Source organism: Chitinimonas taiwanensis DSM 18899 (assembly GCF_900119825.1).
GTDB lineage: Bacteria > Pseudomonadota > Gammaproteobacteria > Burkholderiales > Chitinimonadaceae > Chitinimonas > Chitinimonas taiwanensis.
Genome location: NZ_FPKR01000001.1, coordinates 345,024 through 365,384, shown reverse-complemented (window position 1 = coordinate 365,384; position 20,361 = coordinate 345,024). Strand labels below are relative to the sequence as shown.

At 63.3% G+C, this 20,361-nt stretch carries 21 protein-coding genes, 1 tRNA gene and 1 riboswitch; of the genes, 9 read left to right on the top strand and 13 right to left on the bottom strand.

Translation table 11 applies throughout. The annotated features are described in order from the left end of the window. The first annotated feature begins 8 nt into the window (after positions 1-8). Positions 9-1,499 (top strand): YifB family Mg chelatase-like AAA ATPase, encoded by a 1,491-nt coding sequence (locus BT173_RS01635; protein ID WP_072426863.1) that lies wholly within the window; start codon positions 9-11, stop codon positions 1,497-1,499. Between the two features lie 58 nt (positions 1,500-1,557). Here BT173_RS01635 and BT173_RS01630 read toward each other — a convergent pair whose 3' ends face one another. Further along, positions 1,558-2,142: an outer membrane beta-barrel protein gene (locus BT173_RS01630; protein ID WP_072426862.1), complete on the bottom strand. Its 585-nt coding sequence runs from the start codon at positions 2,140-2,142 to the stop codon at positions 1,558-1,560. 126 nt (positions 2,143-2,268) lie between these two features. Between BT173_RS01630 and BT173_RS01625 the strand changes: the two genes are divergently transcribed. Continuing rightward, positions 2,269-2,342, top strand: a tRNA-Gly gene (locus BT173_RS01625). Positions 2,343-2,547: 205 nt separating this feature from the next. Here the strand turns inward: BT173_RS01625 and BT173_RS01620 are convergent. From BT173_RS01620 to BT173_RS01610, 3 genes are read right to left on the bottom strand one after another with little or no spacing between them, the layout of a single operon-like run. Then, entirely contained in the window at positions 2,548-3,549 is a 1,002-nt protein-coding gene (locus BT173_RS01620; protein WP_072426861.1) for an NADP-dependent oxidoreductase, read from the bottom strand. Positions 3,550-3,609: 60 nt separating this feature from the next. Continuing rightward, positions 3,610-4,080 carry a DUF2147 domain-containing protein gene (locus tag BT173_RS01615; RefSeq protein ID WP_084658048.1) on the bottom strand — a complete coding sequence of 157 codons (471 nt, stop codon included), beginning with the start codon at positions 4,078-4,080 and terminating at the stop codon, positions 3,610-3,612. Between the two features lie 3 nt (positions 4,081-4,083). Continuing rightward, positions 4,084-4,947 carry an alpha/beta fold hydrolase gene (locus BT173_RS01610; protein ID WP_072426860.1) on the bottom strand — a complete coding sequence of 288 codons (864 nt, stop codon included), beginning with the start codon at positions 4,945-4,947 and terminating at the stop codon, positions 4,084-4,086. A 262-nt stretch (positions 4,948-5,209) separates the two neighbouring features. Here BT173_RS01610 and BT173_RS01605 point away from each other — a divergent pair, with 262 nt between their 5' ends. The 4 genes from BT173_RS01605 (at position 5,210) to BT173_RS01590 (ending at position 8,998) form a co-directional block, all read left to right on the top strand. Then, positions 5,210-5,815, top strand: a complete 606-nt coding sequence (locus tag BT173_RS01605; RefSeq protein WP_072426859.1) for a TetR/AcrR family transcriptional regulator — start codon at positions 5,210-5,212, stop codon at positions 5,813-5,815. Positions 5,816-5,944: 129 nt separating this feature from the next. Further along, on the top strand, positions 5,945-7,231 hold the full coding sequence (locus BT173_RS01600; RefSeq protein WP_072426858.1) for an acetyl-CoA C-acetyltransferase: 1,287 nt from the start codon (positions 5,945-5,947) through the stop codon (positions 7,229-7,231). 64 nt (positions 7,232-7,295) lie between these two features. Continuing rightward, a complete protein-coding gene (locus BT173_RS01595; RefSeq protein ID WP_072426857.1) occupies positions 7,296-7,922 on the top strand; it encodes an AAA family ATPase in 627 nt (208 codons plus the stop codon). Further along, positions 7,919-8,998 carry a CobW family GTP-binding protein gene (locus BT173_RS01590; protein ID WP_072426856.1) on the top strand — a complete coding sequence of 360 codons (1,080 nt, stop codon included), beginning with the start codon at positions 7,919-7,921 and terminating at the stop codon, positions 8,996-8,998. The genes BT173_RS01595 and BT173_RS01590 overlap by 4 nt, the downstream gene beginning before the upstream one ends. A gap of 42 nt (positions 8,999-9,040) precedes the next feature. Here the strand turns inward: BT173_RS01590 and ribB are convergent, their stop codons facing one another. The 4 genes from ribB to BT173_RS01570 all read right to left on the bottom strand — a co-directional run bounded on the left by ribB (position 9,041) and on the right by BT173_RS01570 (position 13,108). Beyond that, on the bottom strand, positions 9,041-9,706 hold the full coding sequence (gene ribB, locus BT173_RS01585; RefSeq protein ID WP_072426855.1) for a 3,4-dihydroxy-2-butanone-4-phosphate synthase: 666 nt from the start codon (positions 9,704-9,706) through the stop codon (positions 9,041-9,043). A 120-nt stretch (positions 9,707-9,826) separates the two neighbouring features. Continuing rightward, positions 9,827-9,972: riboswitch (FMN riboswitch) on the bottom strand. Positions 9,973-10,124: 152 nt separating this feature from the next. Next, positions 10,125-11,510: an NAD(P)(+) transhydrogenase (Re/Si-specific) subunit beta gene (locus BT173_RS01580; protein WP_072426854.1), complete on the bottom strand. Its 1,386-nt coding sequence runs from the start codon at positions 11,508-11,510 to the stop codon at positions 10,125-10,127. A 10-nt stretch (positions 11,511-11,520) separates the two neighbouring features. Then, positions 11,521-11,817 carry a proton-translocating transhydrogenase family protein gene (locus BT173_RS01575; protein ID WP_308417542.1) on the bottom strand — a complete coding sequence of 99 codons (297 nt, stop codon included), beginning with the start codon at positions 11,815-11,817 and terminating at the stop codon, positions 11,521-11,523. Positions 11,818-11,953: 136 nt separating this feature from the next. Then, the gene (locus tag BT173_RS01570) at positions 11,954-13,108 is read right to left on the bottom strand and encodes a Re/Si-specific NAD(P)(+) transhydrogenase subunit alpha (protein WP_308417541.1); all 1,155 of its coding nucleotides are present in this window, start codon (positions 13,106-13,108) and stop codon (positions 11,954-11,956) included. 141 nt (positions 13,109-13,249) lie between these two features. On the opposite strand from BT173_RS01570, the gene BT173_RS19550 reads away from it, so the two are divergent. After that, positions 13,250-13,405 (top strand): hypothetical protein, encoded by a 156-nt coding sequence (locus BT173_RS19550; RefSeq protein ID WP_175545529.1) that lies wholly within the window; start codon positions 13,250-13,252, stop codon positions 13,403-13,405. A gap of 74 nt (positions 13,406-13,479) precedes the next feature. Here the strand turns inward: BT173_RS19550 and mnmE are convergent, their stop codons facing one another. The 5 genes from mnmE to rpmH all read right to left on the bottom strand — a co-directional run bounded on the left by mnmE (position 13,480) and on the right by rpmH (position 17,292). Continuing rightward, positions 13,480-14,829 (bottom strand): tRNA uridine-5-carboxymethylaminomethyl(34) synthesis GTPase MnmE, encoded by a 1,350-nt coding sequence (mnmE, locus tag BT173_RS01565; RefSeq protein ID WP_072426852.1) that lies wholly within the window; start codon positions 14,827-14,829, stop codon positions 13,480-13,482. Between the two features lie 94 nt (positions 14,830-14,923). Continuing rightward, complete coding sequence (yidC, locus tag BT173_RS01560) at positions 14,924-16,579, bottom strand: membrane protein insertase YidC (RefSeq protein ID WP_072426851.1); 1,656 nt, start codon at positions 16,577-16,579, stop codon at positions 14,924-14,926. A gap of 22 nt (positions 16,580-16,601) precedes the next feature. Continuing rightward, the gene (gene yidD, locus BT173_RS01555) at positions 16,602-16,811 is read right to left on the bottom strand and encodes a membrane protein insertion efficiency factor YidD (RefSeq protein ID WP_072426850.1); all 210 of its coding nucleotides are present in this window, start codon (positions 16,809-16,811) and stop codon (positions 16,602-16,604) included. Continuing rightward, complete coding sequence (gene rnpA / locus BT173_RS01550) at positions 16,796-17,149, bottom strand: ribonuclease P protein component (protein WP_072426849.1); 354 nt, start codon at positions 17,147-17,149, stop codon at positions 16,796-16,798. Before rnpA ends, yidD begins: the two co-directional genes overlap by 16 nt. A gap of 8 nt (positions 17,150-17,157) precedes the next feature. After that, positions 17,158-17,292 (bottom strand): 50S ribosomal protein L34, encoded by a 135-nt coding sequence (gene rpmH, locus BT173_RS01545; RefSeq protein ID WP_072426848.1) that lies wholly within the window; start codon positions 17,290-17,292, stop codon positions 17,158-17,160. 254 nt (positions 17,293-17,546) lie between these two features. Between rpmH and dnaA the strand changes: the two genes are divergently transcribed. Further along, entirely contained in the window at positions 17,547-18,938 is a 1,392-nt protein-coding gene (dnaA, locus tag BT173_RS01540; RefSeq protein WP_072426952.1) for a chromosomal replication initiator protein DnaA, read from the top strand. 204 nt (positions 18,939-19,142) lie between these two features. After that, complete coding sequence (gene dnaN, locus BT173_RS01535) at positions 19,143-20,249, top strand: DNA polymerase III subunit beta (RefSeq protein WP_072426847.1); 1,107 nt, start codon at positions 19,143-19,145, stop codon at positions 20,247-20,249. The last annotated feature ends 112 nt before the right edge of the window (positions 20,250-20,361 follow it).

Sequence of the window (20,361 nt, the reverse complement as noted above, 5' to 3'; positions counted from 1 at the left end):
GAGAAAACATGTCGCTGGCCGTGCTGCATAGTCGCGCCCTGAATGGCGTGAACGCGCCCGAAGTGGTGGTGGAAACCCATCTGGCCAACGGCCTGCCCAGCTTCACCATCGTCGGCCTGCCCGATGCCGAGGTGAAGGAGGCGCGTGACCGCGTGCGTGCCGCCATCCAGACCGGCCAGTTCGAATTCCCCGCCCGCCGCATCACCGTCAACCTCGCTCCGGCCGACCTGCCCAAGGAAAGCGGCCGCTTCGACCTGGCCATCGCCCTCGGTATCCTGGCCGCCAGCGGGCAGATTCCGGCCGACAAGCTGGCCGAGTATGAATTCGCCGGTGAGCTGGCGCTGACTGGCGAGCTGCGTCCGGTGCGCGGTGCGCTGGCCATGTCGCTGGCCGCCGCCAAGGCCGGACGGCGCTTCATCCTGCCGCACGCGAATGCCGACGAGGCCGCGCTGATTAGCGAGAGCACGGTGCTGGGCGCCGGCAGCCTGAATGCCGTCTGTGCGCATCTGACCGGCCACACGCCGCTGGCACGCCAGGCCATGCCCGCCGCCAGCCAGGCGCGCGCCTATCCCGATCTTCTCGATGTGAAAGGCCAGCTGCCCGCCAAACGTGCGCTGGAAATTGCCGCTGCCGGCGGGCATTCGCTGCTGATGCTCGGCCCACCCGGCACCGGGAAGTCCATGCTGGCCAGCCGCCTGGCCAGCATCCTGCCGCCCATGGACGAAGCGGCCGCGCTGGAAGCCGCGGCACTGCAATCACTGGGCTCTCAAGGCTTCCAGGCCGACACCTTTGGCCAACGCCCATACCGTGCGCCCCATCACACTGCTTCGGCCGTCGCACTGGTGGGTGGGGGTTCCGACCCACGGCCGGGCGAGATCAGCCTCGCTCACCAGGGCGTGCTTTTCCTTGATGAGCTACCCGAGTTCGACCGCAAGGTTTTGGAAGTGCTGCGTGAACCGCTGGAGAGCCGGCGCATCACCATCTCGCGCGCGGCGCGCCAGGCCGAGTTCCCAGCCGCTTTCCAGCTGATCGCGGCCATGAACCCCTGCCCCTGCGGCTATGCCGGCCACCCGAATGGGCGCTGCCGCTGCACACCGGACCAGATCGCGCGCTACAAGGGCAAGCTGTCCGGCCCTTTTCTGGACCGTATCGACCTGGTCATTGAAGTACCCGCGATCAGCCAGCAGGACCTGGCCACACCAGCGGCCGGCGAGGCAAGCGCCCAGGTGCGTGAGCGGGTTGCCGCAGCACGCGCACGCCAGCTCGACCGTCAGGGCATGGAGAACGCGCGACTGGGCAGCCGCGAGCTCGACCAGGTCGCCCAGCTTGACGCGCGCGGCCAGGCGCTGATGGCTACGGCCATGCAAAAGCTCGATCTGTCGGCGCGCGCCTACCACCGCATCCTGCGCGTGGCACGCAGCATTGCCGACCTGGCTGCCAGTCCTGCGCTGCAGTCCAGCCATCTGGCCGAGGCGATCCAGTACCGGCGCGCGCTATAAGCCGGCATGAAAAAGCCCCGCCTGGGCGGGGCTATGGCTTGAACAGATGCCGGGTGAATCAGAACACCAGCTGGCCAAACAGGCCGACGTGGCCGCCATCAAAGCGCACACCGTCCTCGCTCTTGTAGCGCTCGCTGACGCCACGCAGCACAAAGCTCAACGTCGGCACCGGCTGCCAGCCAATCTCACCCACCAGGCCCGGCTCGCTATCAAGCGGATAGTTCTGCTTCAGGCCATTGATCGAGTAGGTGAGCTTGCTGCGGGTGGCCATGCGCACGCCGCCGCCAAGGAAGAACTGCTCGCGCCAGTGGTAGTGGGCGAGCAGCTCCACAGGCCAGCGGTCGAAGGTGATCTTGCCGTTGTCGCCCTCGGCCGAATCAGCGTGATAGCCGTAGGTGAGCTGGGCCGAGAACGGCGAGTTGGCCGGCTGCCAGTGCGCGCCCAGATTCAGCTGCAGGCGCTCGCCCGCCTTGATAGCCGATTGGGTGCCATTGGTGAAAAAGGCGGTGGTCAGCCTATCGCCGCCGGCAGTAAAGCCGCCGCTGACCAGAAAGTGGATATCGCTCGGTGCATCGGCCATGGCCAGGCCAGAAAGCAGGGCCGCCAGCACGCTGGCCCCCGCACGCAAAGTGATCGCGGACATCGATTTCCCCCTGAAATAGCTAGATCGTCTCGTCTATCTGCACCGCGCTGGCGGTGCGGGCGCGACTTTACCGGAACTCACCAAGCTTGGCGCTGGCGCCGCCATGCGGCTAGAATGGCGGCCTTCGCGGGCGTCGTATAATGGTAATACCCTAGCTTCCCAAGCTAGAGCCGTGGGTTCGATTCCCATCGCCCGCTCCACTGCCTTATTCCAAGCGCAGTCTGGACGATCCCAGCAAGGCCGCAAAGCCTTGCCTCAGCAAGACCTTCCGCCCACAAGCCCCCCGCCTTAGGCACTGCGCCGATCGCCACGACGATGGCGTCCCTGCACGTGCTGCGCTCGGATATCGCCAAGCCTAAGACCACGCTGGCGGGGCAAGGTATCGCACCCTCCGCTTAAGCCTTGCTACTTCACCTTGATGACCACCTTGCCCTTGGCACGACCCTGCTCGACATAGGCGAGTGCATCGGCAGTCTTGTCCAGAGGAAATACCCGATCAACGATGGGCCGGATAGCCCCCAATTCGATCAAAGCCGCGATCTGCCTGAGCTGCTGGCCGTCTGCACGCATGAAGAGGAAGGAATAAGCGACCCCGCGGCGTTGGGCTTTCTTCCTGATGCCATAGCTGATCAAACGCAGCACTTGCTTCAAGGGCCAGGCCAGCCTCTGTGCCGCGGCAAACGCAGGCGTGGGTGGGCCGGAAATGGAAATGAGGTGGCCGCCCGGCTTCAGAACTTGCAGCGATTTCTCCAGCTCCTCGCTACCCAGGTTGTTCAGTACCACATCGTAGTCGTGTAAGACGGTGGCAAAGTCCTGCTTCCGGTAGTCGATAACCTGATCCGCGCCCAGCGCCTGCACCCACTCGACATTGCTGGTACTGGTTGTCGTTGCGACGAATGCGCCCAGGTGTTTGGCCAGTTGGATGGCCGCCGTGCCCACGCCGCCAGAGCCGGCCTGGATAAACACCTTCTGCCCTGGTCTGACCTGGGCAAGCTCGACCAAAACTTGCCAGGCCGTCAGGGCGATCAGCGGTAGGGATGCTGATTCTTCCATGTTGAGGTTGGCGGGCTTGTGCGCAAGCGATGCCTCCTTGACCGCGAGGTACTCGGCAAAGCTGCCGATCCGGAAGTCATCGGCCCGCGCAAAGACCGCATCTCCCGGCTTGAACCGGGTCACGCGCGGACCGACTTTGCGCACCGTACCTGCGAGATCGTGGCCGAGTACCAGGGGCAGACGATACGGCAGCACCAGCTTGAACTCGCCGCTACGGATCTTGGCATCGAGTGGATTGACACTCGCCGCATGGATCTCGACCAACACCTCATCCTCCCGGACTTCCGGCACCGGCACTTCGGTGATCCGACCGACTTCCTGCTTGCTGTAACGATCGATACTAAATGCTTGCATGGTGTTCTCACTGGATGGGCGATATGGGTGAGGGGGGAGCACATTCATACTAGGTAACTATCACTCTTGACGGATCCAGACCTGGCTTCGTCCTAGGGTAGGGATACCGATGTAGCCGCGCACGCTGAGCTTGGCGCCCCCCTCCAGCAGCTTCACCTTGCTGCGGTAGGTCGATCCGCTGTCCGGGTCAAGAATCTGACCATCCACATACTCGTCCCCGTCCTTGCGCAGCCCGCTCAGGATGAGCAAGCCGACAACCGGTGCGCCGCGGTTGGCGCCTGTGCATTTCACACATTTCGGATTCGATTCCTCGCCCGGGGCCGGAAATACCCGTTCAATCCGTCCCTGCAAGATCCCTTGCGTGTCGGTGATGCGGATCAACGCCCTGGGCTTGCCGCTGGCATCGTCAATGTTCTTCCACAAACCTGCCGGCGAGGTGGTCTGAGACCAGGCTGGCGCGGAAAGCAACAGGCACACGCATCCGGCACCCAGGGCGGGGCGCAGGAGGGCTAAGGGCTTCGATACTTGCATGACTTACTCCGCTAAAAAGGCCAAGGCCTTGGACACAAAGTCGGCGTGGTACTGAAAGATGCCGCCATGACCTGCATCTGGGTAGATCAGGAGTTGTGCATGGGGAATGCGGCGCGCCATATCGTGGCTGAGCGCAGTGGGCACCATGATGTCCTGGTCGCCGTTGGCGATCAGTACCGGCAAGTGCAGACGGGAGAGGTCTTGCGGCGCCTGTCGCCCCCAGCCTTCAATCGCCCGCAGTTGGCGCAGGAAGGCGCGCGGGGTGGGGCCCTTGTCGCGACCGGTCTTGCGCTCTTTCAAGCGCTGCAGAAAGGCACGCGCGGCTTGCCGACCCTCAGTCGTAGCGGTGAAAAACAGATAGGTCTTGGGGTCGCACAGCGTCAGCAGGCCCTTCAGCATCAGTGGCCAGGATATGGCCCCAACACGATCGATGCCCTGGCCGCCGGCGGGGCCGGTACCGGTGAGGATGAGCTTGCGCACGAGTTCGGGCGCTTTCAGCACCACGTCCTGGGCCACGAAGCCACCAAGCGAGAAACCGAGCAGATCGACCTGCGCAACACCCTGCGCCTGGATGAGCGCGATGGTATCGCGCGCCATCTCGTCCACACTGCGGGGCGCGACACCGCCGGACAAGCCTATCCCACGGTAGTCGACGGCAATCACACGCTGCTTGCTTGCCAGACCATCCACGATGCGTGGGTCGAAGTTGTCGAGTACGGCCCCCCAGTGGTTAAGCAATAACAGCGGCGTGCCGCCCTGCGGGCCCAGCTCGCGATAGGCAAAGTGGGTACCGGCGGCCTGGATGATTTGGGTCGGCGCATGGGCATAGGACGTGGGCGGCGGGGAATCTGGCTGGTAAGCGCTCATAGCGGTATTCGGTCTCTTGAGTGCATGGCCCTGCGGCTCATGCATAAAGGTCAAAGGCTGGCTTGCCCGCACGCACAGCGCTTCACTCGACCAGGCACTGAATGGCCTGCAGGAGGAAGTGTCTGGGTTAGGTATCAAGGCCCTTTCAACTAAGTCGCCTCAATGATGATGATCATAATCAATCACGTCAATCTTTTTGATGTTGATTGACATCAATGTATAGTGTTTGCTTCTGGCAAAGCGAGCAAACAGGTGTCACACGATGAAGGTCAGCAAGGCACAAGCACAGGCGAACCGCGCGCATATCGTTGCAACCGCGTCTTCACTGTTCCGCGAGCGCGGCTATGACGGCGTCGGCGTCGCCGACCTGATGGCGGCTGCCGGCTTCACCCACGGCGGCTTTTACAAGCACTTTGGTTCCAAGGCCGACCTGATGGCGGAGTCCGCCGCCTGCGGCATCGCGCAGACTACGGCGCTGACGACCGACATGAACCGGGTGGATTTTGTGCGCGCCTATCTCTCGCGCCAGCACCGCGACGCCCGCGCAATCGGCTGCACGATGGCGGCACTGGGCGGGGATGCCGCACGCCAGCCGGTGGCAGTTCGCGCCGAATTTGCGGCCGGCATCGAGAACTTGCTGGCGGCCTTGAACCGCGACGGCGCCGCAGCGGACAGCGCGGATGCAAGGCAGGCACGCGCCAAGTCACTCAATCTACTCGCCCACGCGGTCGGCGCCATCGTCCTGTCACGCGCTTGCCCGGACGATTCAGCGCTGGCCGACGAAATTCTGGTGGTTTGCCGTGAGGAGATCCTCACCGTACTGACGCCGGCTGCGACCACCAGCACAGACAGTGCGGGCCAGCCATAACCTCGACGCGCCCCATCTCGGCTGCATGGCTGAGCCAAGCCGCCCGCCTGGTCTGTGGCTGCGCCGCACGCGTTACCAAGCAGTTGCTCGACACGCTACACTGGCGTTTTTCTGTCCGAGATCTGCGCCATGTCCCCCACCACCCTGCGCCGCGTTGCCATCATCGGCGGCAGCCGTATTCCCTTCTGCCGCTCCAATACCCTGTACCAGGATGAGAGCAATCTGAGCATGCTGACCGCGGCACTGAACGGCCTGGCGGACAAGTTCGGCCTGGCCGGGGTGGAGATCGGCGAAGTCGGCGCCGGCGCGGTGATCTCGCATTCCAAGGACTGGAATCTGGCGCGCGAGGCCGTGTTGTCCAGCAAGCTCTCGCCCCTAACTAGCGCCTACACGGTGCAGATGGCCTGCGGCACCAGCCTGCAGGCGCTAGCCCAGCTGGGTGGCAAGATCGCCACCGGCCAGATCGACAGCGCGATTGCCGCCGGCTCCGACACTACCTCGGACGCGCCCATCGTCTTCGGCAGCCACTTTGCCAAGCGCCTGATCAAGCTGGCGAATGCCAAGAGCCTGGGTGAGCGTCTGGCCGCCTTCAAGGGTTTTCGCCTGCGCGAACTGAAGCCCGCCTCGCCCAATGCCGGCGAACCACGCACCAAGATGTCGATGGGCCAGCATTGCGAAATCATGGCCAAGCAGTGGCAGATCGGCCGGGCCGAGCAGGACCAGCTCGCCTACGAAAGCCATAAAAAAGCCGCCGCCGCCTATGCCGATGGTTTCTTCGACGACCTGCTGGTGCCGTTTGCCGGCGTGACGCGCGACAACCATCTGCGCGCCGACAGCACGCTGGAGAAGCTGGCTACCCTCAAGCCCGCCTTCGACCGCGAATCGGGCCAAGGCACGCTGACCGCCGGCAATAGCACCCCGCTCACCGATGGCGCTTCGGCCGTGCTGCTGGCCAGTGAAGACTGGGCGCGCGAACGCGGCCTGCCGGTGCTCGCCTACCTGACCTATGCCAAGACCGCCTCGGTGGATTTCGTGGCCGGTGAAGGCCTGCTGATGGCGCCGACTGTGGCAGTGGCGCGTTTGCTGAAAGACGCCAATCTCACCCTGCAGGACTTCGATTTCTACGAGATTCACGAAGCCTTCGCCGCCCAGGTTCTGTGCACCTTGCGCGCCTGGGAGTCGGCTGATTATTGCCGTGATCGGCTCGGCCTGGATGCGCCGCTCGGTGCCATCGACCCGACCAAACTCAATGTGGTGGGCAGCTCGTTGGCCGTCGGTCACCCGTTTGCCGCCACCGGCACCCGCATCGTCGCCACCCTGGCCAAGCTGCTGGCGCAACGCGGCAGCGGACGCGGACTGATCTCGGTGTGCACGGCCGGCGGGATGGGGATTGCGGCGATTCTGGAACGGCCCTGATAGGATGCGCGACTAGCCTGGGTCGCCCGTCGGCGACCCGGATGCCTTCCTGCAAGGGTCGCCCATGCAAACCATTCTGATCGCCAACCCCAAGGGCGGGGCGGGCAAGTCCACGCTGGCCACCAATCTGGCCAGCCATTTCGCCTGGCAGGGCCGTGCCGTAGTACTCGGCGACATTGACCGCCAACAATCGGCCGCCTACTGGCTGAGCCTACGCTCGGCCAGCTTTCCCCGCATACACCACTGGGATGCCAGCGAGGACGAGGGCCTCGCCAAGCCGCCCAAGGGCAGCGAGCTGGCGATTCTGGACACGCCGGCCGGCTTGCGCGGCAAGAAGCTGGAAGCCGCACTCAAGCTGTCTGACCATATCCTGGTGCCGGTGCAGCCCTCCAGCTTCGATATGTGGGCCAGCCGCGATTTCTTCGCGCGCCTGGCCGAGGAAAAGCAGGTGCGCAAAGGCAAGGTGCAGGTCGGCGTGGTCGGCGTGCGCGTGAAGGCCCATACGCGCGCCAGCCAGCAGCTGGTCGACTTCCTGGCCGAATTCGAGCTGCCGGTGCTCAGCTGCCTGCGCGACACCCAGTACTATCTGCAGACCCTGCCGCGCGGACTTGGCCTGTTCGACCTGCCCAAGCCCCGCGTGGCGCGCGATCTGGAACAATGGCAGCCGATACTGGACTGGCTGGACACATGAATAAGCAAAAAGTCCCGGTGAACCTGATCACCGGCTTCCTTGGCGTGGGCAAGACCACCGCCATCCGCCGCCTCCTGGCCAATAAGCCCGCCGAGCAATACTGGGCCGTGCTGGTCAATGAGTTCGGCGAGGTCGGCATCGATGGTGCCGCCATCAGCAGCGCCAGCGCGCAGCTCAATGTGGTCGAAGTGCCCGGTGGCTGCATCTGCTGCACCACCAGCCCCATGCTGCGCGTGAGCCTGACCAAGCTCTTGCGCGAGCGCCGCCCCGACCGGCTGATCATCGAACCCTCGGGTCTCGGCCACCCGTCCGGCATCATCGATGTGCTGCGCGACCCCTATCTGGCCGCCGCACTCGATGTGCGCGCCACCATCACCCTCGTCGACCCGCGCCAGCTCAACGATACGCGCTACACCAGCCACGAAATCTGGCGCGAGCAGATCACCCTAGCCGATGTGCTGATCGCGAATAAATGCGACCGCGCCGATGCGGCCGAGGTCGACCACTTCATGGCCATGGCGCGCGGCATGTACCCGCCCAAGCTGGCCGTGCAGACCACCAGCCAGGGGGAGTTCGAGCTGGGGCTGTTGGATTTGCGGGGCGAGATACCGGCGCCGCAGACGCCGGCTAGCGAGCTGCGCCACAGGGCCCGCTCAACGCGCCAGGCATCCTCCGCCAGCGAGCGCAGCCAGATGTCGCCTGGCGATGTAGCAGGCGAAGGCTGGGTGGTGAAAGACCACACAGAACCCGGCCAGGCCAGCCGCGGTTGGGTCTGGGCACCGGAAGTGCGCTTTTCTGCCCAGCAGCTGGCCGAGCTATTCCAGCGCCTGCATGCGCACAGCACCCTGGGCCTATTGCCGGTACAGCGTGCCAAGGGCGTGTTTCATACCGACCATGGCTGGCTGTTGTTCAACTGGGTAGGGAATGAGGCCAGCGCAGTGGAGATTGCCTGGCGGCGCGATTCGCGCGCCGAGCTGATCGTGAGCGGGGACGTGCCGGACTGGCATGGCTTCGAAACGGCCATGCTGGCCTGCATCCTGCCGCCAACGCCAAGTACCTCAGCCCAGGGCAACTAGCCGCAAAAACGGGGCCCGCAGGCCCCGTTTCTGCTGGCGCAATCAGGCTGGCACTGCCTGTTCGCGCTGGACTTCATGCTGCTGGCGCCACTGCACCAGGTCCTCGATGCTGGCCAGCGGCAGCGCATGCAGCGTGGCATAGGCGATCAGCGCCTCGCCACGCATCATGCTGCCATCCGGATTGGTCAGCTCGCACAGCAGGCCTGCCGCCGGCAAGCCAGCCAGACGCGCCAGGTCAACGCTGCCCTCGGTATGTCCGCGCCGCGCCAGCACACCGCCGTCCTGGGCGCGCAGCGGAAATACATGGCCGGGGCTGACGATGGCATCCGGCTGGCCGCTGAGTGCAGCGCGCACCGTGGTCAGTCTGTCCTGAGCCGAGACCCCGGTGCTGACCCCACTGCGGGCCTCGATCGAGACGGTGAAAGCCGTGCCATGCCGGCTCTGGTTATGGCTGACCATGGCCGGAAGGCCGAGGGCGTCAATCGCCTGGCCCGGCAGGCATAGGCAGACGATACCGCTGCAGTCGCGGATCAGCCTGGCCATGCCGGCCGTGTCGATGCGCGCCGCAGCGAAGATCAGATCGGCTTCGTCCTCGCGCTCGGCATCGTCGAGCAGGATCATGCCACGCCCTTGGCGCAAGGCTTCCAGGCTGGCTTCGATACGGCTGTGTGCCGTGGTACTGGCAAAGTAGTGTTGAAACGATTTCATGCAAACGCTCCTTGTCGGATGGATGGCAAAGAAGCGTTCAGGGCGCAGCACACCCTGCCCATGCGGGCAAGGCGGCCATAGGGATGCAGCGCCAGCCGCTGGGGGCGGTGGCGCCAGACATCTCGTCTTCTCTCATCCGGACTATGACCGTCGGCTCCGGCCTTGAACCGGATCTGCTGACCTTGCACGGGGCAAGCGCTCGCGGGCTCGGTGCCAGATGGCACCCTACCGCCGGTGGGGAGTTTCACCCCGCCCTGAAGACGCACCGCCCAGGCGGGCGGCGCGCGCATGGTAGCAAGCCGCCCCGGGCAGGGCCAGGTTTCATGTGAAACCATGGCAATCACGATCTGGCAGCCTGCGCAAAGCCCGGCCAAAAAAAAGCCGCCCGCAGGCGGCTTTTCCATACAGGGTCGATGGATCAGTGGCCCACGCCCTTGATCATGTCCTCGACCACTTTCTTGGCATCACCAAACACCATCATGGTCTTGTCCATATAGAACAGATCATTGTCGAGACCCGCGTAGCCGGCACTCATCGAACGCTTGACCACGATCACGGTACGCGCCTTGTGCGCTTCCAGAATCGGCATGCCGTAGATCGGGCTTTGCTTGTCACGCTGGGCGGCCGGGTTGACCACGTCGTTGGCGCCAATCACCAACACCACATCGGTGTTGCCGAAGTCGGAATTGATCTCCTCCATCTCCTGTACCTGCTCGTAAGGCACTTCCGCCTCAGCCAGCAGCACATTCATATGGCCGGGCATGCGGCCGGCGACCGGGTGGATCGCATAGCGCACGGTCACACCCTTGGCGGTCAGCGCATTGGCGAATTCCTGCAGCGCATGCTGGGCGCGCGACACGGCCAGACCATAGCCAGGCACGATCACCACCGAGTCGGCATTGCCCATCATGAAGGCCGCGTCATCAGCCGAGCCGGACTTGTACGGGCGCTGCACAGCCTCACCAGCCGCACCGGCTGCTGCATCGTCCCCACCCATACCGCCGCCGAAGATCACATTCAAGAGCGAGCGGTTCATGGCCTTGCACATGATGTAGCTGAGGATGGCACCGGAAGAGCCGACCAGCGAGCCGGCGATGATCAGCACCGAGTTGCCCAGGGTGAAGCCGATACCGGCCGCGGCCCAGCCCGAGTAGCTGTTCAGCATCGACACCACCACCGGCATATCGCCGCCGCCAATCGGGGCGATCAGGAAGTAGCCGAGCACGATGGACAGGCCGGTCATGATCCAGAACGAGCTCAGCGATTCGGTGACGAAGTAGTGCGCACCGAAGCCGAACATGCCGAGCGCCAGCGCGATCTGCATCGGCTTCACCCAGCCGCCCTTGAGCGGCTTGGCAGCCAGCTTGGCGCTGAGCTTGCCCCAGGCCACCACCGAGGCGGTGAAGGTGATGCCGCCGATAAAGCAACCGATGAACAGCTCGATGCGCTGCACGGTGCTGTGCTGCTGGTCGCCGTTATGCACGGCAGCCAGCGCGATCAGCACCGCGGCCAGGCCCACCAGCGAGTGCATGAGCGCCACGGTTTCCGGCATCTGGGTCATCGGCACCGTCTTGGCGCGATACACGCCGATCACGGCACCGGCCAGCATGGCCAGGCCGATCAGTGCGAAGTTGGGGCTGGGGGCGATGACTAGCGTCACCAGCACGGCCAGCGCCATGCCGACCATGCCATAGCGGTTGCCGGCAATCGCACCGGTTGGGCTCGACAGGCCCTTCAGGGTCAGGATGAACAGTACCGCGGCGACCAGATAGATCCAGTCCGCGTGTTGAGCGATCAGATTCATTGCTGCTCCCTCACTTTTTCTTCTTCTTGAACATCTCGAGCATGCGCGAGGTCACCGCGAAGCCGCCGAAGATGTTCACGCTGGCCAGAAACACCGCCACGGCGCCCAGCACCGAGGTCAGCGTGATGGTCTGCCCGCCGATATCGACCGTCTGCAGCACGGCGCCGACGATGATGATGCTGGAAAGCGCATTGGTGACCGCCATCAAGGGCGTATGCAGGGCCGGGGTCACGCTCCACACCACGTGGTAGCCGATGAAGATGGCCAGCACGAAGATGGTGAAGGTGGCCACGAAGGGGGTTTGCACCAGCTGCTCCACGGGCAGGCTGGTAGCGACTGCGCTGGCAGTCTCGGTTGCGGCGTGCGCAACGTTGGCGGTGGTACTCATGGGTATCTCCCTGAATGCATCTATGCGATAGGCCGGGCCTGTAGCCCGCGCAGATTCAAGCCTGTTTGCCGAACAGAACCTGGCCGGCGTGAGTGATCAGGCTGGCTGCCACGATGTCGTCCTCGCGGTTCACGACATAGCCCTTTTCCTTGTCCAGGATCAGGCCGGCGAAGTTGAGCAGATTGCGCGCATACAGCGCCGAGGCATCCGCCGCCACCAGGCCAGGCAGATTGGCATAGCCAACCAGCTTGACGCCGTTTTCGGTGGTCACCACCTCGTTCAGCCGGGACAGCGGGCAGTTGCCGCCGTTTTCCACCGCCAGATCGACCAGCACCGCACCCGCTTTCATGCCGGCCACGGTTTCCGGCTTGATCAGCACCGGGGCCGGGCGGCCCGGAATCAGCGCGGTGGTGATCACGATATCGGCATTGCGCGCATGCTTATCGACCAGCGCAGCCTGGCGCGCCTTGTAGTCGTCCGACATCTCGCGCGCATAGCCGCCTGCGGTCTCGGCCTGCTTCTTCTCTTCCTCGTTCAGCGGCACTTCCACGAACTTGCCGCCCAGCGATTCGACCTGTTCCTTGGCGGCCGGGCGCACATCGAAGGCCTCGACCACGGCACCGAGGCGCTTGGCGGTGGCAATCGCCTGCAGACCGGCCACGCCAGCGCCCAGAATCAGCACGCGTGCGGGCTTCACCGTACCGGCGGCGGTCATCATCATCGGGAAGAAACGCGGGTAGAACTCGGTGGCCAGCAACACCGCCTTGTAGCCGGCGATATTGGCCTGCGAGGACAACACATCCATGGCCTGGGCGCGCGTGGTGCGCGGCACCAGCTCCATGGCAAACACATCCAGCTGCTTGGCCGCATAGTCGGCCAACAGCGGGTTGCGATGCGGGTCGACCAGGGCGATCAAGGCCGCGCCGGACTTCAGCGCCGCCACTTCCTCGGCCGCCGGCGCACGCACCTTGAACACGATGTCGGCATCCGCCACCGTAGCTGCGTAGTCAGCCGCCAAGCTGGCACCGGCCTCGGCAAAGGCCGCATCCGGAATCGCCGAAGCCAGCCCGGCACCGCTTTGCACGGTGACCGCGTGGCCCATCGCTATGTATTTCTTTACCGTCTCGGGCGTGGCGGCCACGCGGGTTTCCCGCGTTGCCGACTCCCTGGGGATGGCAATCTTCATGTCAAACACCTCGCCTTGTTTCATTTCCAAATCCAAGCCGGCGCAGGCGGCAGCTTGGATTTGGAAACGAAGCCCGCCATCGCGGGAATCGAAACCATGCTTGGGCACCAACAGCGCGGGCAGCGATCATGGTCGCGCCCGTCGAGTCTTAGGTTTTGATACGGCATGCACCACCCGCCAGTGCAGCGGGTGGAGAACCCCTTGGGGGTTCGGCATATCGCCGCGGATGGCGGCGAGGTGAAGAAGGCCTGGCGGGTGGCCAGGCCGGAATACTTGTGCAATCGACCGTCGGTCGAATTCAAACAAGCGTTTGAACGGTAACGCTATTCAAGCACGCTTTTGGTGCCATGGGAAGCCAGCCCCGCGCGCTTTATAGCTTCTCGCAACGCTTGTGGCTATTTGCCGATACAAAAACGGCTGAAAATCTCGCCCAGCAGGTCGTCGGCGGTAAATTCGCCGGTAATGCTGCTCAGATCGTGCTGCGCCAGGCGCAGCTCCTCGGCGAACAATTCCACCTGCTGCCAGACCTGGGCGGCTGTGTGCAGATGGCCGCTGGCGCGGCGGATCGCATCCAGATGACGCTCGCGCGCCAGGAATACGCCGGCGTCCGAGCCGCCCCAACCGACCATCTGCAGGAGCGTACGCTTGAGCTCATCCAGGCCCAGGCCGGCCTTGGCCGACAGGCGTAGCACGGCATGGCCGTCTTCCTCGCCATGCCCGACCGCTTCGCCGGTCAGATCGACCTTGTTGAACACATGCACGCGCGGCAGTTTCTCGGGCAGGCGCGCCAGAATCGCCTGGTCATGCGCGGTAATGCCCTCGCGGCTGTCGATCAGCAAGAGCGCCAGATCGGCCTTGCCTACCGCGGCCCAGGTGCGCTCGATGCCGATCTGCTCGACCCTGTCCTCGGTCTCGCGCAGGCCAGCCGTGTCGATGATGTGCATGGGCACACCGTCGAGCTGGATCAGCTCGCGCACCGTGTCGCGCGTGGTGCCGGCAATCTCGGTGACGATGGCCACATCCTCGCCGGCCAGCGCATTCATCAGGCTGGACTTGCCCACATTCGGCTGGCCGATCAGCACCACATGCATGCCCTCGCGTAGCAGTGCGCCCTGGCGTGCCGTACGGCTGACACGTTTGAGCTGAGCATGGATGCCCGCCAGCTTGCCACGCGCATCGGCCGCTTCCAGGAAGTCGATGTCCTCCTCGGGGAAGTCCAGCGTGGCTTCCACCAGCATGCGCAGATTGATCAGCTGCTCGACCAGGGTGTGGATCTCGGTCGAGAAAGCGCCAGCCAGCGAGCGTAGCGCCGAACGGGCTGCCGCCTCCGAGCCGGCATCGATCAGGTCGGCCACGCTCTCGGCCTGGGCCAAGTCGAGCTTGTCGTTCAGGAAGGCACGCCGGGTGAACTCGCCCGGCTCGGCCAGGCGCGCGCCCAGCTCCAGGCAGCGGCGCAGCAGCATCTGCATCACCACCGGGCCACCATGGCCCTGCAGCTCGAGCACATCCTCGCCGGTGAACGAATGTGGTGCGGGGAAGAACAGCGCCAGGCCCTGATCGATCAGCTCGCCATCCTGGCTGCGGAAATCGGCGTAGTGCGCATGGCGCGGCTTGAGCGGCTTGCCGACCAGACTCTGGGCAAAGTCGGCCAGGCCACTGCCCGAGATGCGCACCACCCCTACCCCACCTCGGCCGGGAGCGGTGGCAATGGCGGCGATGGTGGCGGGGCGAGCAGGCTGGGTCATGGCGGAATCGAGCGAGAGGAATCGGGGGCAAACAGGCTTCACCATACAAGAAAAAAGCCCGGCATTGCCGGGCCTTTCTCCACAGACAGGGCGCTTACTTGCCCTTGCCTTCGTTTTCGATCATGCGGGTGATGTACCACTGCTGACCGATGGAGAACAGATTGTTCACCACCCAGTACAGCACGAGACCGGCAGGGAAGAAGATGAACATGACCGAGAACACCAGCGGCATGATCTTCATCATCTTGTCCTGCAGCGGGTCGGCGGCCGGCGGGTTGAGCAGCGCCTGCACATACATCGAGGCAGCCATCAGGATGGGCAGCACATAGTAGGGGTCGGCCACCGACAGATCATGGATCCACAGCGTCCACGGTGCCTGGCGCAGTTCCACCGCGGCCAGCAGCATCCAGTAAAGGCCCATGAAGACCGGAATCTGCACCAGCACCGGCAGACAGCCCGCAATCGGGTTGGCCTTTTCCTGCTTGTACATTTCCATTACGGCCTGCTGGAACTTCATGCGGTCGTCGCCGTACTGTTCCTTCATCTTCTGCATGCGCGGGGCCAGCTTCTTCATCTTGGCCATCGAGCGATAGGACGCGGCGGACAGCGGGAAGAAGGCCAGCTTGATCAGGATGGTGAAGATGACAATCGCCCAGCCCCAGTTGCCGACCATGCCGTGAATCTTGTCCAGCACCCAGAACATCGGCTTGGCCAGCACGGTGAACATGCCGTAGTCCTTGACCAGATCCAGGCCTGGTGCAGCAGCTTCCAGCGCGCGGGTTTCCTGCGGCCCGGCATACAACGGCACATTGATCACGCCAGTGGCACCAGCAGCGATGGTCGGCACCTTGACGATGGCGCCGGCCGAGTACAGATCACCGACGCGTTCCACCACGAAGCGGCAGTCCTGCTTGGCGCACAGATTGGCCGAGCCATTCGGCGACAGCAGCCAGGCACTGGCGAAGTAGTGCTGCAGCATGGCAATCCAGCCATCCTTGCCACTCTTCACGTACTCGGCCTTGTCCTTGTCGATATCCGAGAAGGCCACCTTCTGGAACTTGCCGGCTTCGGTGTACACGGCCGGACCGGTGAAGGTGGCGGCACCCAGGTAGCCACCGCTGCCCTTCGGGTCCTTGCCATCACGCATCAGGCGGAAATAGGCCTCCACATCCAGCGGCTGGGCACGGCTATTGGTAATCTCGTGACGCACATCAATCTGGTAGCTGCCGCGCTTGAAGGTGTAAATCTTCGCCACCTTCACGCCGTCCACCTCGGGCGCTTCCAGGCGCAGGCTCAGCTCGTTGAAGTCGGGCTGCATGACCATCAGGCTGTCCTTGGTGGTGAACAGCGTGCGGTGGGTAGGCAGATTGGGCATATCGGATTTGATCAGCCCGGTCTGCGCCACATAGATATGCTCTGGGCCTTCCTGGAACAACACGAAGGGCGTCTTGGCATCTTCATGCTGGCCATGCTGGCTCAGGGTCAGCTTGCGCAGATCGCCACCCATGGTGTCGATTTCAGCATCGAACAAATCGGTCTTCACTCGCACGCGGCCGCCGTTCTGCAGCTTGCCCGGTGCCTCGGCCACGCTGACCGGTGCAGCCGCACCCGCAGCGCCGGCCGGGGTGGCGGCAGCCTGCTCTTGCGGCTGGGAAATCGCGGGCACCGGCTTGGGTGCGAACCAGTGCTGCCAGCCAAACAGAATGGCGAAAGACAGCACAACGAAAACAACTAGGCGTTTGGTATCCATGCGCGGGAAATCTCGTCTGGGATCAAGGCACTGGATCGTGCCCGTGGCCACCCCAAGGGTGGCAGCGGCAAAGCCGGCGGATTGTAAGCCATCCGCCGCGCACCGCGCCATGACGGCGCAGCGCTTGTATTCCGTACTCGGAGCAGGTGGGCGTAAAGCGGCAGTTACGGCCCAGATACGGGCTGAGCGTGTAGCGGTAGATCTGGATCAGTGCAATCAGGAGGCGGGACATGTGGCAAAGCGGGCCAACAGTTTCAGCAAAGCGCTGCGCGCACTCTGAGCCTCACTGCGATGGAAAGTTCGCTTGGCGCGAACCACCAGATCCAAGCCCTGCAAGCGCGCGGCCTCGTGGCGAAACAGATCGCGTACCGTGCGCTTGATGAAATTGCGCCCGACTGCGCGTCGCTCGACCTTCTTGCCCACCACCAGACCCAGACGGGCTCGGCCTAGCTGGTTGGGCTGGACCCAGACCTGAAAGAACGCATTTGCCTGGGTACGGCGCAAACTAAAAACGGATGAAAATTCATCCGTTTTTAACAGGCGTTGCTGCCTGGTGAAGCGGTACTGCAAGCGCTGGCTCAGACCGACAGGCTGTGACGGCCCTTGGCGCGGCGTGCTGCCAGTACGGCGCGACCACCACGGGTACGGCTGCGAACCAGGAAGCCGTGGGTACGCTTGCGACGAATGACGGAAGGTTGATAAGTGCGTTTCATGGCAATGCCCCTAAGGCGTGTCTTGTGAAGAAACGCGCAATTAAACGGAAAAAACCTATATCTGTCAATGCCCTTATTTTGACTAGCCTGTGGATAAGCCTGGGGAAAGTGACTAAAATACGCGGTCGATTAATGTAGCAGCTGGCTTTCACACGCTACTGCTCACACGCACCGGCCGCGCACCCGACCAGGGGTCAGCCGCGATAACACGCCGTTCGCACAACACCGGCCGCGCCGCAAGATTCCAATAAATGATGTCACCCGTCGAACAGTTTTGGCCGGACTGCCTTGCCCGGTTCGCAGACGAATTGTCCGCGCAACAGTTCAACACCTGGATCAAGCCGCTGTCCTTCTCGGTTGAGAACGACGCTCTGGCCCTGTACGCCCCGAATCAATTTTCCCTGCAGTTCGTGCGCGACCGTTTCCTCGGCCGCATCGAGAAATACGCGGCCGAGTTCTTCGGCGAACCGTTCACCATCGAGCTGCGCGTGAGCGAAAAGCCGCGCACGCCGCCAGCCAGCATCCGCGCCGCAACGCCGGGTGCCACCACAGCCGGCGCGCCCGATGCCGAAGCGCAACCAGCCGCCAAGCCGGCGCCAGCCCGCCAGATTGCCCCGGCCAACGAAACCACCCGGCTCAATCCGTCCTTCACCTTCGACACGCTCGTGACCGGTAAGGCCAACCAGCTGGCGCGCGCCGCGGCAATCCAGATTGCCGAGAACCCCGGCACCGCTTACAACCCGCTGTTCGTGTATGGCGGCGTGGGCCTCGGTAAGACGCACTTGATCCAGGCCATCGGCAACTACATGCACCAGCACAACCCGCAGGCGAAGATCCGCTACATTCATGCGGAACGCTATGTGGCCGATGTGGTGCGCGCCTACCAGCACAAGGCCTTCGACGAGTTCAAGCGCTACTACCACTCGCTCGACCTGTTGCTGATCGACGATATCCAGTTCTTCTCGGGCAAGAACCGCACCCAGGAAGAGTTCTTCTATGCCTTCAATGCGCTGATCGAGGGCCACAAGCAGGTCATCATCACCTCGGACCGCTATCCGAAGGAGATCGAGGGCATTGAAGACCGGCTGATCTCGCGCTTTGGCTGGGGCCTCACCGTGGCGATCGAGCCGCCCGAGCTGGAAATGCGCGTGGCGATTCTGCACAAGAAGGCCGAGTCGGATGGCTTCAAGCTCGACTCGAGCGTGTCCTTCTTCATTGCCAAGCATATCCGTTCGAACGTGCGCGAGCTGGAAGGCGCCTTGAAGCGCGTGCTCGCCTATTCGCGCTTCACCGGCGAGCAGATCACGCTTGAGGTGGCCAAGGAGGCGCTGAAGGACATCCTTGCCTCGGGCAATAAGCTGATCTCGGTGGAAAACATCCAGAAGACGGTGGCCGACTTCTACAAGATCAAGATCGCCGACATGCACTCGAAAAAGCGCACGCGCGATATCGCCCGGCCGCGCCAGATTGCCATGGCCCTGGCCAAGGACCTGACCCAGATGAGCCTGCCGGCCATTGGCGAAGCGTTTGGCGGGCGCGATCACACCACCGTGCTGCATGCCTGCAAGACCATCGCCGCGCTGCGGCAGAGCGATGCAAACATGAACCACGATTACAACGTTCTCGCGCAGATTTTGCGTAACTAGCAAGTGCGGGACGAAAGCAGTAGAAAATGTGCGTAAGTCGCACGGCCAGGGTGGCGGGAAAAATGCAGCACAAACCGCCCACAGCCCCCGGCCAGCGTTACCCACAGGGAAATTGGGCGGCAAGGCTTTGAAGGAAATCGGGTAATCCGCTTTTCCACAGACAACACCGGCTTCTATTTATCTATCTTCAGGAACTACTTACTTATGTTGCTGATACAAGCAGATCGCGATTCGCTCCTCAAGCCGCTGACCATGGTGACCGGTATCGTCGAACGTCGACATACCCTGCCCATCCTGTCGAATGTGCTGATCGCCAAGCAGAACGGTCAGCTGACCTTCCTGGCCACCGACCTGGAAATCCAGATCACCACCGATCATCCGCATGCGGACGGTGGCGACTTCCAGCTGACCATCTCGGCCAAGAAGTTCCAGGACATCCTGCGCGCGATTCCCGATGGCGCAACCGTGACGCTGGATCAGGACGATAGCCGTCTGACCGTGAAAGCCGGTAAGAGCCGCTTCAATCTGCAGACCCTGCCCGCCGCCGATTTCCCCAAGCTCGCCATCGACACCAATGTGAAGAGCGTGATCAAGCTGCCGCAAAGCCAGCTGAAGAACCTGATCAGCCGCGTGCAGTACGCGATGGCCCATCAGGACATCCGCTACTACCTGAACGGCCTCTTTATGGTTACCGATGGCAATGAGCTGAAGCTGATCGCCACCGATGGCCACCGCCTGGCCTATGTGGGCAGCCAGATCGAGACCAGCGTCGAACGCAATGAAGTGATCCTGCCGCGCAAGACCATCGTCGAGCTGTACAAGCTCTTGGCCGATATCGATGACGAAGTGACCATCGAAATCGCCCAGAACCAGGTCAAGTTCGCCTTCGGCAATATCGTCATCCACTCCAAGGTGGTGGATGGCAAATTCCCCGATTACAACCGTGTGGTGCCCACCGGCAACGACAAGCTGGTGCCGCTGAACCGCGCCCAGCTGCTCGCCTCGCTGCAGCGCGCCGCCATTCTGTCCAACGAGAAGTTCCGCGGCGTGCGCCTCGTACTCAGCGACGGCATGCTGAAGATCATCTGTAACAACAGCGAGCAGGAAGAAGCGACCGAAGAACTGGAGATTGCCTACCAGGGTGATCCGCTCGATGTCGGCTTCAATATCGGCTACCTGCTCGACGTGCTGACCAATCTGGACCACGAAGCGCTGGTGTTTGCCTTTGGCGACCACGCTACCAGCAGCACCCTGGTCACCGTGCCGGAAGAACCGAACTTCAAATACGTTGTGATGCCGATGCGCATTTAAGGCGCCAAAGGCCATGCAAGCCGGCCTGTTTGGCCGGCTTTAGCGTTTTTATCAGTACAGGGAAAACATCGTTGCCGGCTGGCAAAGCCTGGCGATGGAAACCCGATAGCAC

What these genes read in the sequence shown, in the direction of transcription:
- BT173_RS01635 (WP_072426863.1), top strand. Translation starts at nt 9, where the DNA reads ATGTCGCTGGCCGTGCTGCATAGTCGCGCCCTGAATGGCGTGAACGCG.
- BT173_RS01630 (WP_072426862.1), bottom strand. Translation starts at nt 2,142, where the DNA reads ATGTCCGCGATCACTTTGCGTGCGGGGGCCAGCGTGCTGGCGGCCCTG.
- BT173_RS01620 (WP_072426861.1), bottom strand. Translation starts at nt 3,549, where the DNA reads ATGCAAGCATTTAGTATCGATCGTTACAGCAAGCAGGAAGTCGGTCGG.
- BT173_RS01615 (WP_084658048.1), bottom strand. Translation starts at nt 4,080, where the DNA reads ATGCAAGTATCGAAGCCCTTAGCCCTCCTGCGCCCCGCCCTGGGTGCC.
- BT173_RS01610 (WP_072426860.1), bottom strand. Translation starts at nt 4,947, where the DNA reads ATGAGCGCTTACCAGCCAGATTCCCCGCCGCCCACGTCCTATGCCCAT.
- BT173_RS01605 (WP_072426859.1), top strand. Translation starts at nt 5,210, where the DNA reads ATGAAGGTCAGCAAGGCACAAGCACAGGCGAACCGCGCGCATATCGTT.
- BT173_RS01600 (WP_072426858.1), top strand. Translation starts at nt 5,945, where the DNA reads ATGTCCCCCACCACCCTGCGCCGCGTTGCCATCATCGGCGGCAGCCGT.
- BT173_RS01595 (WP_072426857.1), top strand. Translation starts at nt 7,296, where the DNA reads ATGCAAACCATTCTGATCGCCAACCCCAAGGGCGGGGCGGGCAAGTCC.
- BT173_RS01590 (WP_072426856.1), top strand. Translation starts at nt 7,919, where the DNA reads ATGAATAAGCAAAAAGTCCCGGTGAACCTGATCACCGGCTTCCTTGGC.
- ribB (WP_072426855.1), bottom strand. Translation starts at nt 9,706, where the DNA reads ATGAAATCGTTTCAACACTACTTTGCCAGTACCACGGCACACAGCCGT.
- BT173_RS01580 (WP_072426854.1), bottom strand. Translation starts at nt 11,510, where the DNA reads ATGAATCTGATCGCTCAACACGCGGACTGGATCTATCTGGTCGCCGCG.
- BT173_RS01570 (WP_308417541.1), bottom strand. Translation starts at nt 13,108, where the DNA reads ATGAAACAAGGCGAGGTGTTTGACATGAAGATTGCCATCCCCAGGGAG.
- BT173_RS19550 (WP_175545529.1), top strand. Translation starts at nt 13,250, where the DNA reads ATGCACCACCCGCCAGTGCAGCGGGTGGAGAACCCCTTGGGGGTTCGG.
- mnmE (WP_072426852.1), bottom strand. Translation starts at nt 14,829, where the DNA reads ATGACCCAGCCTGCTCGCCCCGCCACCATCGCCGCCATTGCCACCGCT.
- yidC (WP_072426851.1), bottom strand. Translation starts at nt 16,579, where the DNA reads ATGGATACCAAACGCCTAGTTGTTTTCGTTGTGCTGTCTTTCGCCATT.
- yidD (WP_072426850.1), bottom strand. Translation starts at nt 16,811, where the DNA reads ATGTCCCGCCTCCTGATTGCACTGATCCAGATCTACCGCTACACGCTC.
- rpmH (WP_072426848.1), bottom strand. Translation starts at nt 17,292, where the DNA reads ATGAAACGCACTTATCAACCTTCCGTCATTCGTCGCAAGCGTACCCAC.
- dnaA (WP_072426952.1), top strand. Translation starts at nt 17,547, where the DNA reads ATGTCACCCGTCGAACAGTTTTGGCCGGACTGCCTTGCCCGGTTCGCA.
- dnaN (WP_072426847.1), top strand. Translation starts at nt 19,143, where the DNA reads ATGTTGCTGATACAAGCAGATCGCGATTCGCTCCTCAAGCCGCTGACC.